Annotated in this window: 13 protein-coding genes; 12 read left to right on the forward strand and 1 reads right to left on the reverse strand. The window is 60.6% G+C overall.

Features of this window, described 5'->3' with window-relative positions:
- The 9 genes from PH547_RS29615 to PH547_RS29655 form a co-directional block, all read left to right on the forward strand.
- Nucleotides 1-298, forward strand: a 298-nt coding sequence (locus tag PH547_RS29615; RefSeq protein ID WP_285169667.1) for an aldehyde dehydrogenase family protein, incomplete at its 5' end; no start/stop codon positions are given.
- Between the two features lie 159 nt (nt 299-457).
- Nucleotides 458-1,381, forward strand: coding sequence for a transcriptional regulator GcvA (gcvA, locus tag PH547_RS29620; RefSeq protein ID WP_285170225.1), 924 nt, complete (start codon nt 458-460; stop codon nt 1,379-1,381).
- Nucleotides 1,382-1,635: 254 nt separating this feature from the next.
- Complete coding sequence (locus tag PH547_RS29625; protein ID WP_285170226.1) at nt 1,636-2,775, forward strand: flavin monoamine oxidase family protein; 1,140 nt, start codon at nt 1,636-1,638, stop codon at nt 2,773-2,775.
- Between the two features lie 14 nt (nt 2,776-2,789).
- On the forward strand, nt 2,790-3,830 hold the full coding sequence (locus PH547_RS29630; RefSeq protein WP_285170227.1) for an alcohol dehydrogenase: 1,041 nt from the start codon (nt 2,790-2,792) through the stop codon (nt 3,828-3,830).
- Entirely contained in the window at nt 3,817-4,497 is a 681-nt protein-coding gene (locus tag PH547_RS29635) for a cupin domain-containing protein (RefSeq protein WP_285170228.1), read from the forward strand. Before PH547_RS29630 ends, PH547_RS29635 begins: the two co-directional genes overlap by 14 nt.
- 272 nt (nt 4,498-4,769) lie before the next feature.
- Nucleotides 4,770-5,876, forward strand: a complete 1,107-nt coding sequence (locus PH547_RS29640; protein WP_285170229.1) for a flavin monoamine oxidase family protein — start codon at nt 4,770-4,772, stop codon at nt 5,874-5,876.
- A gap of 14 nt (nt 5,877-5,890) precedes the next feature.
- The gene (locus PH547_RS29645; protein ID WP_285170230.1) at nt 5,891-7,123 is read left to right on the forward strand and encodes an MFS transporter; all 1,233 of its coding nucleotides are present in this window, start codon (nt 5,891-5,893) and stop codon (nt 7,121-7,123) included.
- Between the two features lie 13 nt (nt 7,124-7,136).
- Nucleotides 7,137-7,979: a VOC family protein gene (locus PH547_RS29650; protein WP_285170231.1), complete on the forward strand. Its 843-nt coding sequence runs from the start codon at nt 7,137-7,139 to the stop codon at nt 7,977-7,979.
- 122 nt (nt 7,980-8,101) lie between these two features.
- Nucleotides 8,102-8,857 carry an alpha/beta hydrolase gene (locus PH547_RS29655; RefSeq protein ID WP_285170232.1) on the forward strand — a complete coding sequence of 252 codons (756 nt, stop codon included), beginning with the start codon at nt 8,102-8,104 and terminating at the stop codon, nt 8,855-8,857.
- Here the strand turns inward: PH547_RS29655 and PH547_RS29660 are convergent, their stop codons facing one another.
- Nucleotides 8,858-9,757 carry a LysR family transcriptional regulator gene (locus PH547_RS29660; RefSeq protein ID WP_285170233.1) on the reverse strand — a complete coding sequence of 300 codons (900 nt, stop codon included), beginning with the start codon at nt 9,755-9,757 and terminating at the stop codon, nt 8,858-8,860.
- A gap of 114 nt (nt 9,758-9,871) precedes the next feature.
- On the opposite strand from PH547_RS29660, the gene PH547_RS29665 reads away from it, so the two are divergent.
- The 3 genes from PH547_RS29665 (at nt 9,872) to PH547_RS29675 (ending at nt 13,644) form a co-directional block, all read left to right on the forward strand.
- Entirely contained in the window at nt 9,872-11,110 is a 1,239-nt protein-coding gene (locus tag PH547_RS29665; protein ID WP_283052247.1) for a MalY/PatB family protein, read from the forward strand.
- 148 nt (nt 11,111-11,258) lie between these two features.
- Entirely contained in the window at nt 11,259-12,275 is a 1,017-nt protein-coding gene (locus PH547_RS29670) for an amino acid ABC transporter substrate-binding protein (RefSeq protein WP_285170234.1), read from the forward strand.
- A 115-nt stretch (nt 12,276-12,390) separates the two neighbouring features.
- Nucleotides 12,391-13,644 carry an amino acid ABC transporter permease gene (locus tag PH547_RS29675; RefSeq protein ID WP_285170235.1) on the forward strand — a complete coding sequence of 418 codons (1,254 nt, stop codon included), beginning with the start codon at nt 12,391-12,393 and terminating at the stop codon, nt 13,642-13,644.

Consider the following 13,644-nt stretch of genomic DNA (forward strand, 5'->3'; position numbering starts at 1 on the left):
GACTTTCGGACCGGTGGCTCCGCTCTTCCGCTTCAAGGATGAGGCCGATGTCATTGCCCAGGCCAACGACACCGAATTCGGTCTTGCCTCCTATTTCTATGCCAAGGATCTCGCCCGCGTCTTCCGCGTCGCAGAAGCGCTCGAATACGGCATGGTCGGCGTCAATACCGGCCTGATCTCGACGGCCGAAGCGCCATTCGGCGGCGTCAAACTCTCCGGTCTCGGCCGCGAGGGATCGCGCTACGGCATCGAGGAGTTCACCGAAATCAAATATGTCTGCCTCGGCGGCGTCGTCTGACGCCGACGCTACGCGAGGGTGATCGAGGCTTGTCGCCTCGTTCCCCTCGCCGCGACCGCAACGGCGTACAAGGACGGCGAGGCGGATAGCGCAAAACGGAGACGTTGCTTAATATCTTTAGGCGAGCGGTCGTCCGCAATCCGCGCAAGAGAAAGTCCCTTGAACAAGAAATCACCGGTTTATCTGAATGCGCTGCGGGCTTTCGAAGCCAGTGCACGTCACGGCAGCTTTTCCGGCGCCGCGGAAGAACTCAACGTGACCGCGGCGGCCGTCGGGCAAATGGTGCGCGGGCTCGAGGACTGGCTGGGAGCTCCGCTGTTTCATCGTAGCGCCACCGGCAAGACCAGATTGACCTTGACCGAAAGCGCCGAGCGCGCGCTTCCGGATATCCGCGCCGGACTCGATCGCCTCGGGATTGGACTGGAACGGCTTCGGGACTCCGCGACCAGCGGCATCCTCAACGTCACAGTCAGTCCTGCCTTCGCCGCCAAGTGGCTGCTTCCGCGTATCGACCGCTTCCAGGCCAGATCGCCGGACACCGATATCCGCCTTGAGACGAGCCTGAAACTCGTCGATTATAAGGCGCATGGCATAGACGTGGGGGTGCGATATGGCGACGGGAACTGGCCAGGATTGGTTGCGGAGAAATTGATGGATGAGGAGGTCTTTCCGGTCTGCTCACCCAGTTTCGGCGACATCGGAAATTTGACCACGCCGCCCGATCTCATGCGAACCACGCTCATCCACGACCTCTCGGTCGATTCGGCGATCGGCTTCGTCACCTGGGACATCTGGCTGCGGGCGGCCGGTGTCCCCGAGAGCCAACCGCAGAGAGGCATGAGGATCGATAATTCCGCCGCCGTCCTTCAGGCCGCGATCGAGGGACATGGTGTCGCGCTGGCGCGCAGTATTCTGGCGCATGACGATCTGGCCGCCGGGCGGCTCCAGCGCCTGTTTCCCGGGGTAAGCGTGCCTTCAAAGCTAGCCTACTACGTGGTCTACCGTTCGGAATACGCTTCGCTGCCGAAGTTGCAGGCGTTTCGTAGTTGGCTGATCGAGGAAGCATCCACGATCCGATCCTGACGGGGATAAGTCTTCTCCCGATTGGTTCCCCGCAAGCACGACAAAGATTTCCTTTGTCGGGCGCAAGAAACTCTCATTTGTCAGGGCGGCTTTTCAGGGGCATCAAATGTCCCAGGCGCAGATCTCGGCACTGGACCTTCCCCGGCGGGATTGCTTGCTATCGAACGGATCCTATGACCCGTTCTGCGCCTTTTGTACGAGCCACACTTGAGAGGATGATCATGGCTCCGGAATCACGGCCCTTGGCCTCTCCAATGACATCTTCTCTTTCACAGAGCATTCTGATCGTCGGCGGCGGGCTCGCCGGCCTGACGGCCGCCTACCGCCTCCATCGCGCGGGCATCGGTTTCGGCTTGATCGAGGCGCGGGATCGTATGGGCGGGCGTATTCTGACGACAGATCCCGACAACAAAACTTCGGGCGATGGATTTGATCTTGGCCCATCCTGGTTCTGGCCGGATGTGCATCCCGCCATCAGCCGGTTCGCACACGAATTGGGCCTTGAGTTCTTTGCCCAGCACAGCCACGGCGCGACGGTGTTTCAGCGTGCGCAGGAAACGGCGACCGAGCACTATCGCACGCTCCGGCAAGACCCACCGTCCATGCGGTTGGTGGGCGGTAGTGGTTCGATCATTTCTGCGCTGGCAGCGCGTTTGCCGCCGGAAAGCATACGTCTCGGAACCAAAGTGACCCGAGTCCAGCGAACAGACAGGGGCATTACTATCCATGTCGTTGGGGCGGACGGTTTCGTCGAAGAGATCGCTGCCGGCCATGTCATCTTCGCGCTACCGCCGCGTTTGCTGGCCGAGACGGTCGAATTCGATCCGGCGCCGGGTGCATTGCTTCAGAAGCTTTGGCGCGAGACGCCGACTTGGATGGCGCCACACGCGAAGTTCTTCGCTCTTTATGAGGCTCCCTTCTGGCGAGCGGCCGGACTTTCCGGCGCGGCGCGGAGCATGGCCGGTCCACTCGTCGAGATCCATGACGCCACCACGGCTTCGGGGAAGGCAGCCCTCTTCGGCTTCGTCGGCGTTCCGGCGCACTACAGAAGAGAGGTCGGCCGCGATGCCATCATCGAGGCTTCGATCGCCCAACTCGGACAATTGTTTGGACCGGATGCATTGAGGCCGACGACAACGCTCTACAAGGATTGGGCCGCAGATCCCCTGACGGCCACCTCCCTGGACCAGATGGCGACGGGCCATCCCGACGGCGGCCGGCGAGAATGGGCCGGCGACGACTGGAGCGATTGGATCACCTTGGCAGGCAGCGAAACCGCAGTTCATGACCCCGGCTATCTGGCGGGTGCCGTCGAAGCCGGGGAACGTGCCGCCGCCGGCCTGATCAACAGATGGGGTCCGCAAAAGGCGATCCCGACAATGTCAAACGCATAAAGGAGCGGAAAGCCATGAAAGCAACTTATCGGGCGATGCAGGTCACCGCGCAGCACGGTCTTGAACTGGTGGAGCGGCAAACCCCTGTACCCAAGGCGGGCGAAGTCCTGATCGCCATCGAAGCCTGCGGCATCTGCGGTGCCGATGCCAGCGACATCGACAATGCTGATCCCACATTGCAACCGCCCCGTGTTCCCGGCCATGAGGTGATCGGCCGTATTGCCGCTGTTGGTCCGAATACGCCCTCGATCTGGAAGGTGGGACAGCGCGTCGGCGTCGGCCGTCTCGGCGGCCATTGCAACGAGTGCCGCGAGTGCCGTCGTGGCCGCTTCAATCTCTGCCGCAACCAGACCGTGGTCGGCGCCTCCAGCGATGGCGGCTATGCCGAAATGATGATCGTGCGGGCGACAGGGCTTGTCTCCATTCCGGACGAACTGTCGTCCGAGGAGGCCGCTCCCATTCTGTGCGCGGGGCTTGCCACATTCAACGCGCTGAAGAAATCGGGCGCTGAGGCTGGCGATACCGTCGCCATTCTCGGAATTGGCGGTCTCGGTCACATGGCGCTGCAATATGCCCGCAGAATGGGATTTCGCGTCGTGGCGGTCGGGCGCGGCGAAGATATTGCCACAGATGCGATGAACCTTGGTGCCCATCGCTACATTGATACGAATAGGGAAAACGCCGCCGACGTTCTCAACGAGATGGGCGGCGCGAAAGCGATCCTGACGACGACCGGCAATCCGGCGGCGGTCACGGCGTTGATGCCCGCGCTTGCACCGGAAGGTCGCCTTGTCGTGCTCGGCGTTGGCAAGGATCCGCTCCCTGTGTCGACGCGATACCTGGTCGGCGGCGAGCGCGGCCTCATCGGCTCGATGACGGGTACGCCGTTCGAAAATGAGAAGACGCTGGATTTCAGCGTTCTGGCGGGAGTGCGCCCGATGATCGAGACCATGCCGCTGGAACAAGCTGCGGAAGCCGTTCAGAGAATGAGATCCGGCGACGTGAAGTTCCGGATCGTCCTGACCATGGGAGGCCAGTCCAATGCGCCTCAATGAAGACCTGACGAAACCGGTCATCGTCCACGCGGCCGGGCTCGATTGGAAGCCGAGTCCTGCCGTCGGCGTGGATCGGCGGATGCTTTATCGCGTCGGCGGCGAAGTCGCCCGGGCAACCTCGATCGTGCGCTACGCGCCGGGTAGCGCCTTTCCGCGCCACGTCCATGCCGGCGGCGAGGAAATACTCGTGCTCGAGGGAACCTTCCAGGACGAACATGGCGACTACCCGGCGGGAAGTTATTTCCGCAATCCCCCCGGCACCTCGCATGTGCCCACATCGGAAGAGGGCTGCACGATCTTCGTGCGCCTTTGGCAGTTCCGGAAGGGCGACGACGTGCAAATCGTCCGCCAGCCTGGCGAGGGCGAAGCGGCATCGTTGCGCGACGGGGCCGAAGCAGTGCGTGTTCTCTTCGAAGACGAAAAAGAACAGGTTTCGCTTGAGAACTGGCAGCCAGATTTCGCCATAGCGGTTGAAAATCGCCGCGGCCTCGAATTTTTCGTGCTTTCGGGCAGCCTTACAGTTCGGGGCGAGCTACTAGAGCTACAGAGCTGGGGTCGCTTGCCTGCAGGCGAGCCACTTGAAGCAATGACGGGGCCGGAGGGTGCGCAGATTTGGATCAAGGATGCCCCTCTCCAGCACCCCGACCTGTTGCCGATGCCCGACTGAAACCAGCGGGAAGGACTCTTATCCGCGCGTGAGCCAGCGCCATCTGCTTGAGGCACGTCGAATCTCAGCATTATGAGCGCAGTTCATCGATACATGACGCAACGTCATTTCTGATTTGATGGGCCCCATGGTATGGCCGCGCGGATCAACGAATTCGTCCCGCCGGCCGCCTGCCCTTGACCTAGCGGACCACTTGCCACTCCCATATTGGCATATTCGCCACCTTGAACGACGCAAGCGCCGCTGGGACCAACTTCCCGGAAAAGAGACAGATGAACACAGAGGTTGCGATTATCGGCGGAGGTTTGGCGGGGCTGAATGCGGCGCGCCTGTTGCATGCGGCAGGGATCGAATTCCTGCTCCTTGAGGCAAGAACAACACTCGGCGGCCGGATCCAGACCGTCAACGAGTCAGGCCAGCCTGACGCAGACGGCTTCGACCTTGGGCCCTCCTGGTTTTGGCCGCGGATGCAGCCTGCGATCGCCACGCTCGTCGCAGAGCTCGATCTGCCAACTTTCGTGCAGAATAGTGATGGCGACATCGTCTTCGAACGGATGTCGCGGGAATTGGCAAAGCGCTATCCCGGACTGGATCAAGAACCCGAAACGATGCGGCTTGTCGGAGGGTCTGCCGCGCTGGTCCGGGCACTGGCGCGGGACTTGCCGGAAGCGCGGCTGCGGTGCGGAGCGCAGGTCACCAAGATGCGCCTGACGGACGCCGGAGTGAAGCTGTCGATCCGGTTCGCAGACGGACAGAAGGAGAAATTGCGGGCGTCACAGGTCATAGCAGCCCTGCCGCCGCGTATCCTGGAATCGGCGGTCCGGTTCGAGCCGCCCCAGGAACCCGCGACGATTGAGCTATGGCGACAAACCCCGACCTGGATGGCACCGCATGCAAAATTCTTTGCCGTCTATGATCGTCCCTTCTGGCGGGAGGCAGGCTTTTCGGGGACCGCGCAGAGCATGGTCGGGCCACTGGCGGAGATCCATGATGCGACGACGTCCACCGGCAGCGCGGCGCTGTTCGGCTTCGTTGGAATGGGTGCGGAGCAACGCGCGGCGATAGGTGAGGAAGCGCTGACTAGGGCCTGCGTCCAGCAGTTCGCCCGCATCTTCGGGCCGGAAGCTGCCCAGCCGCGAGCCACACTCTACAAGGACTGGGCCGCCGATCCGCTGACGGCAACATCCGCCGACTGGTTTTCCGCCGGCCATCCTCATGCCCCGGATGATGGTTGGATCACCGGCCCGTGGAAGGATCGGCTTGTTCTGGCCGGGAGCGAGGCCAGCTCGATAGAAGCGGGTTATCTGGCCGGCGCAGTTGAGGCATCCACTCGCGCGGCCACCGACCTTATCAATAAGCTCGCGACAAATAGAAATTGAAAGGACCCTTGCCCATGGGAATCGTCGATCGGACGTTCCGCGACACGACCGGTTTGTCGGAACAGCAGAATATCGCTTCCCGGAATGTCTGGGTGCTGACGGCTGCCCAATCTCTCGGAGGGGCGAGTTCCCCCATCATAATCTCCCTGGGCGGACTTGTCGGGCAACAACTAGCATCCAATCCTACCGCTGCCACATTGCCGGTCAGCATGTTCAATCTGGGGCTTGCTCTCGGGACGTTGCCGGCATCCGCCATCATGCGGCGGTTCGGGCGTCGAACCGGCTATCTTCTCGGTGCAACGATCGGCATGACAGCAGGCCTCGTCGCCACTATCGGCATCCTCAACGCGAGCTTTCTCGTCTTCTGCATCGGCACGTTCATGGCTGGCTTCTATTCGGCCTATGTGCAGAGCTACCGCTTCGCAGCGACCGACGGCCTGATTGGCGCAGCGCGCGACAAGGCGATCTCCCGCGTGATGGTCGGCGGATTGATTGCGGCGGTGATCGGCCCACAGTTGGTCATCTGGACGCGCGAGGCGCTTCCGGGGCATTCTTTTGCCGGCAGCTTCCTCAGTCAAGCGGCACTGGCGATGCTCGCCCTTCCGATCCTGCTGGCACTCCGCCGCTCTGAGGCACCCAAGGCGGGATCGACAGAAATGGCAGACGGTCGGCCACTGTCTCAAATCCTGTGTTCGCCGCGCTATCTCCTGGCGGTCGCAACCGGCGTCGTATCCTATGCGCTGATGACCTTCGTTATGACGGCCGCACCTATGGCTATGGTTGGCCACGGCCATTCCGTCGCTTCCGCAGCGCTCGGCATTCAATGGCACGTTCTGTCGATGTTTGGACCAAGCTTCATCACCGGCCGGCTGATGGCGCGCTTTGGCAAGGAGCGCGTCGCCGCGGTAGGTCTCCTCCTGATCGGCGCTTCGGCGCTCACTGCACTGAGCGGCCTCGACATCGCGCATTTCTGGGGATCGCTGGTCCTTTTGGGGATCGGCTGGAACTTCGGCTTCATCGGCGCCACCGCCATGGTTGCCGGTTGCCATTCTCCGTCCGAACGCGGCAAGGCGCAGGGCGCAAATGACTTCATGGTCTTCGGCACAGTCGCTTGCGCCTCATTCTTTTCGGGATCACTGCTGCATAGCTCTGGCTGGAGTACTATCAATTGGCTAGTGCTGCCCGCGGTGGCCTTCATCCTTGTTCCGCTGGTTTGGCGTGCGGCGAGGCTGACAAAAAGCAGATGAAAGGTTGAGTGCAATGCCCGCTTCCAGACGCCGTATCGATCACATTGTACTCGCGGTTCATGATCTTGAGGCCGCAGCGGAGTTTTATGCGCGCCTCGGATTCAAGGTTGGAGCCCGCAATCGCCATCCCTGGGGCACCGAAAACCGGCTTGTCCAGTTCGGCTCTTCCTTCATCGAGCTGATTACGGTGGGCGACGACCCCGGACTGATCCCGCCGCATGAACCTCGGCGCTTCAGCTTCGGCGCTTTCATGCGGGATTACCTCAGGAAGCGCGAAGGCTTTGCGATGTTGGTGCTCGACAGCCCGGACGCAAAGGCGGACGCGGCGGCGTTTTCGCAAAGGAAGATTGGCGAATTCGAACCGTTCTTTTTCGAACGCAAGGGGCGCCGTCCAGATGGCAGCGAGACGCATGTCGCCTTCACGCTGGCCTTTGCCATGGACCCTAAGCTTCCAAACGCTTCCTTCTTCGTTTGCCAGCAGCATTTTCCTGAGAACTTCTGGAATTCGGATTTTCAGAAGCACCCGAACGGCGCGACAAACATCCTGGCGGTCACGCTGGCGAGCGCGGACCCTATAGATCATGCCGGCTTCCTGGCAGACTTCACAGATGTCCAGCCGAACAGGCCCGACCACACCCAGGTGACTTATGAGCTGGCGAAAAATGGCAAACTCGTCGCGGAGAAGAGTGGAAGCGACAGCGGCTTCACGGGCTATACGGTCGCCGTTCCAGATTTGGCGCGACAGCAAGCTCTGCTATCGGAAGCGGGCATCGCATTCAGCATGGTCGGCGATTGCGTTGTCGTGAAGCCCGAGAACGCCTTCGGTGTAGCCATCAGCTTTGTCTCGGCCGACTGATGCGTATCCGAGCTGCCCTTGTCCTTTTGCTAGTGCTCGTGACGGCAATGTCGGTTTCATTGCCTTCTTCAGCCTCTGAAACCAAATCGCTTTGTTCGAAAAGCGATCATCTGACGGTGCAATTGCCGGATCCTGTTTCGCACCGCCGTTACGAGATCTATGTCAGCCTGCCTGCGGATTATTCCGAGAGTTCCGGAAAGACCTATCCTCTGGTGATCATCGCCGATGGCGGCCGGGCTTTTCCGACCTTAAGTTGCGACGCCCGAGCGCTCGCAAACAGCAATGCCATTGACCAAGCCGTTATCGTTGGCCTCTCCTACGCCCTTGGCGAGAACCTTGAGGATAGCCGGCGCCGCGATTATACACCGGTCGCCCTTCCGAGCAGCGGAAAGCTCTATGGCGGCGCAGCCGCCTATCAGCGGTATCTTGGCGATGTCGTCCTGCCATATCTCCAAGACCACTACCGGGTCGCATCCAACCGGCGCATTTTCTGGGGGCATTCCTATGGAGGGTTATTGGGTGCGCGCATCCTTCTAACCGAACCCTCGCTGTTTCAGACCTACCTCCTGGGAAGCCCGTCTTTCTGGTTCGCAGACGAAGCGATCTTTGACCTTGAAGCCGATTACGCTGAAGGGCATCACCAACTCAATGCCGAGGCGCTCCTTTATGTCGGCAGTCTGGAAACCGGTGGTTACGACTCCGCTCATAGAGAAAAAAGCCGCGACATGGTCGCCGGCATGCACAAGTTTGAAGAGCGTCTTCGCTCGCGCGGCTACAGCGGTCTGCGAATATCCTCGACCGTGATCCCTGGCAAGGACCATATCGGCTCCGCCAGGCCGGGCTTTGCATGGGCCATAAAGAAGGCCCTTGGCAACTGATCACGGCAAAGCTGAGCGCCCCATCTCCAGAGCAAGCTTCAGGAAACCGTCGATGTAGGAGATGGTTTCCTCGCCGCGCCGTACGCCCAGATTGATGCTCTTCCGAATGCCGGCGTCTCCCAGACGGAGCGCACGAACGGGCAATCCGGACGCATCCTCATGCAGCAGCCAATCCGGAAGAACCGTCACGCCCCTGCCCGCGCAGACGAGTTGCAGCATCAAGTCGATGGTTTCGGCGGTGCGATGCTGGCGAGGCCGGCAGTGCGCCGGAACAAGAAATTGGGTGTAGATGTCCAGGCGCTCAAGAGTGACGGGAACCGTGATCAGCTCTTCATCCAGCAGGTCTTGCGGCTGCATACAAGTGCGGCTGGCAAGAGGATGCGTCTCATGCACCATCAGGACCAGTTCGTAATCAAACACAGGCGTAAAACGCAACTCCGGCGCTTCCACGGGGTCCGGCGTTATCAGCAGGTCGATCTCATAACCGAGGAGCGCCTCCACGCCATCGAAACGAAAGGCCGTGCGCACGTCGAAATCCACGTCGGGCCACGTCGTCAGATATGGTGTCGCTATTCTCGTGAGCCATCGCTGGCAGGGGTGGCATTCCATGCCGACACGAAGCGCTCCCCTCCTTCCCACCGCGAAATCGGTGAGCACCCGTTCCGCATGCTCCATCTGAGGCAGGATACGTTCGGCGATGCTCAGCAGATATTCGCCCGTCTGCGTCAAGCGCAGGCCCCGGCCAGTCTTCATCCAGATCTTGATGCCGTGCCGTTCTTCGAACTTGGCGATCGTATGGCTCAGAGCCGACTGGGTGACGTTCAGCTTTTCGGCGGCCGCAGTGACGCTACCACGGCGGCTGACTTCTCTCAGAATCGCAAGGTGCTGACGATCGATCATTATGATAGCAACTCATGAGTAGATGAAATCATACCATTTCCGCTCATAATGCAATGCGGCTACCTTTTCGTCAATCAGGCCTCAACGAGGCAGCCGAGACGAAAGGAAACCGCTGTGACGAAGCTGGCAACTGCGCAACATCCCCCTGCAGATTATGCGCAGACATCATCGATTTTTGATGAGGTCATTGATCGCAAGAACAGCAACTCCATGAAATGGGCCTATGCAGGCAAGCTGTTGACGCCCGACGAAGCTGCGGCCGATCCCCTGCCGATGTGGGTGGCCGACACAGACTTCAAGGCGCCGCAAGCCGTCATCGACGCGCTTCACGCGGCGGTCGATCATGGCGTCTTCGGCTATCCCGGCGGGGGAACCACTTCCTATGTCGACGCTGTGATCGGTTGGCAGCAGCGGCGTTTCGGTTGGGACGTCGCGAAGGAATGGATCCTCCAGACGTCCGGCATCATCACCACGCTGAAGACGGCCGTTCAGGCTTTTTCGGCGCCAGGAGACAGCATCCTGATCCAACCGCCGGTCTACGCGCATTTTCACAACGACGTCCTTTTGAATGGCCGGCACCTCGCCTATGCACCGCTCGAATTCACCGGCGATGGCTATCGGTTCAACGAGAAGACTTTCGAAGCGGCGATCCGCGGCAATACGAAGATTTTCATCCTCAGCCATCCGCATAACCCGACCGGCAACGTCTGGTCGGAGGACGAGCTGCGGACGATGGGCGAAATCTGCGCTCGCAACGATGTCTTGGTCATCTCCGACGAGATCCACGAGGATCTGATCCTCAACCCGGCCAAGAGACACATCCCGTTCGCCTCGCTCGGCGAAGCGTTCGCGCAAAACAGCATCACCTGCACCGCGCCGAGCAAGACGTTCAACCTGCCGGGTCTCCAGAGCGCCAATGCTTTCGTCCCGAACAAGAGGCTCCGCGACGAACTGTGCCGCCAGTATGAGCGCAATGTCTTCGAACTGGTCAACGTGCTGGGGATGGTTGCGGCCGAGGCCGCCTATGCGCATGGCGAGCCATGGCTTGAGGATATGCTGGCCTATCTCAGAGCAAATCACGCGCATTTTTCTACCGCGATCCACCAAGCGGATCCGCGCCTGAACGTCCTTCCGACGGATTCTCTTTACTTGGCCTGGATGGATTGCCGCGGCCTCGGAATGGATGCCGACGCCCTCAATAAATTCATGCTGACCAAGGCGCGCGTCTGGCTCGACAAGGGCCAGAAGTTCGGCATCGAGGGGCATGGATTCATGCGCGTCAATCTCGGCTGCCCACGCGCAATCGTCGATGAATCGATCCGGCGCATCACCGCCGCCGTCGCCGCACTTTGAGGGCCAAGCCATCATCGGATTCACGCGGAAATGACGATCGTCTTCGGCCATGCCGATGACGACGAAAAAATTGGGAACTCAACCGATCTTAGCAGCGGAGAAATCGGCAAAAAGCCAGCTGCCGGATCACAAACTGGGAGAATGCGAAATGAAAATAATGATTGCCCTTGCCGCGATTGCCGCGGCAACGCTGACGGCCGGTTCCGCTTCGGCCGGCACGATGGCCGACGTTCAGGCGCGCGGCAAGCTGAACTGCGGCGTGACCGGCGGCCAGGCCGGCTTCTCCGCGCCGGATGCGTCCGGCGTTTGGCAAGGCATGGACGTCGCCTATTGCCGTGCCATTGCAGCCGCGGTCCTAAAAGACCCCAAGGCGGTAAACTTCATTCCGACGACAGGCCAAACGCGCTTTACAGCGCTCGCCTCGGGCGAAATCGATATCTTGTCCCGCACCACGACCTGGACGTTTTCCCGGGACGTGGACCTGAAGTTCACCTTCGCCGGCATAAACTTCTATGACGGTCAGGGCTTCATGGTACCGAAGACGCTCGGCGCCAAGAGCGCCAAGGATCTGAACGGCGCAACGATCTGCATTCAGACCGGCACCACGACCGAGCTTAACCTCGCCGAGTATTTTCGCAAAAATGGCATGACGTACGAGCCGGTGCCGGTCGAGAACAACGCTGATATCGCGCAGAAGTATTTGGCGGGTGCCTGTGACGTCTACACCAGCGATGGTTCAGACCTTGCGTCCACGCGTTCCAGCTTCAAGAATCCGCAGGACCATATCATTCTTCCCGACGTCATCTCGAAAGAGCCTTTGGCCCCGCTGGTGCGCCAAGGCGATGATCAATGGGCCGATGTCGCGCGGTGGACACTGAACGCACTGATCGAAGCCGAAGAACTCGGCGTCACGGCCGAGAATGTCGAGAAGCTCTCCACCGGCACTGATAATCCGGAAATCAATCGTCTGCTGGGCAAGGAAGGCGATCTCGGCCAACAATTGGGCCTGGATGCCACCTGGGCGAAGCGTGCGATCGCCGCCGAAGGCAATTACGGGGAAATCTTTGCCAAGAACATTGGCGAAAAGACGCCGATCGGTCTGGCCCGCGGCCAGAACGCTCTGTGGAACCAGGGCGGCCTGATGTACCCGCTGCCGTTCCGCTGAAAACGTCTTCCGGCGCGGGCTCGGCCCGCGCCATTCGTTTTCGCCGTCCTCGTTTGCTCACACCGCACTCATTGTGCGCCGAAGGTCGCGCAGCGAACCTTCAGGGAGATCACTCATGGCAATGAAAAGCGACGCTAGCCGCGAGCCGTTTCACCTGAGCATGCTCTTTAACGACACCCGCTACCGAGCCCGCACGATCCAGGTTCTCGCATTTATCATGCTTGTCCTTGCGGCTGCCTGGCTGGTCGACAATACGATCCGCAATCTCGCCGCCCTCGGAAAGGACTTCTCCTTCGGCTTCCTGTGGGCCACTGCCGGTTACGATATCTCACCCCACGCCATCGACTATTCGAGCACCAGCACCCATGCCCGCGCCGCCCTGGTCGGACTGCTCAACACAGTGATCGTTGCCGCGCTCGCCTGCGTGACCGCAACGATCCTTGGCGTGTTGGCGGGCGTTCTGAGGCTTTCCGACAACTGGATCGTTGCCCGCTTAATGACCGCCTATGTCGAGAGCTTCCGCAACGTGCCCGCCCTGCTTTGGATCATCGTGGTGGCGGCGGTCATGTCGGAGGCCATGCCGACGCCGAACGCTTTCCGCGGCGAAAACCCGACGGCCTCCATGATCCTCTGGGACAGAGTCGCTATCACGAACCGCGGCATCTACCTGCCGGTGCCTGATTTCTCTCGCAGCCTGGGCCAGGCCGATATTGGCCTCGGCATCGTCGACCTCAATTCTGTGGCGATCTTCGGCGTTCTCGCATTTTCGCTTCTCGTCCGCCGAGGGCTGATCAAGCACGCGCAACGGCTCCAAAGCGCGACCGGCCGGCGACCGGCGACCTGGTGGAAGAGCTTGCTTGTTTGCACAGTACCGATGATCGCCCTGCTCTATACGCTTGGCTTCCATTTCGACTATCCCGCCTTGAAGGGGCTGAACTTCACGGGCGGTCTGCAACTGCGCAATTCGTTCATCGCGCTCTGGATCGGGCTCAGCGTCTATACCGGCGCCTTCATTGCGGAGATCGTCCGCTCCGGCATCCTTGCGATTTCCCGAGGGCAGACGGAGGCGGCTCATGCGCTTGGGCTTTCGTCAGGTCGCACGATGCGTCTGGTGATCCTGCCACAAGCCCTGCGGGTCATCGTGCCGCCGCTGATCTCGCAATATCTCAACATCACCAAGAACACGTCGCTGGGCCTTGCCGTCGGCTACATGGATCTTCGTTCGACGCTCGGCGGCATCACAATCAACCAGACCGGCCGCGAGCTCGAGGGCATGCTGCTGATGATGCTGATCTACGTCGGCATCAGCCTGATCATCTCCGGCGTCATGAACATCTACAACGACCGCGTCAGGCTGAAGGAGCGTTAA

This window comes from Rhizobium cerradonense, assembly GCF_030182455.1.
GTDB lineage: Bacteria > Pseudomonadota > Alphaproteobacteria > Rhizobiales > Rhizobiaceae > Rhizobium.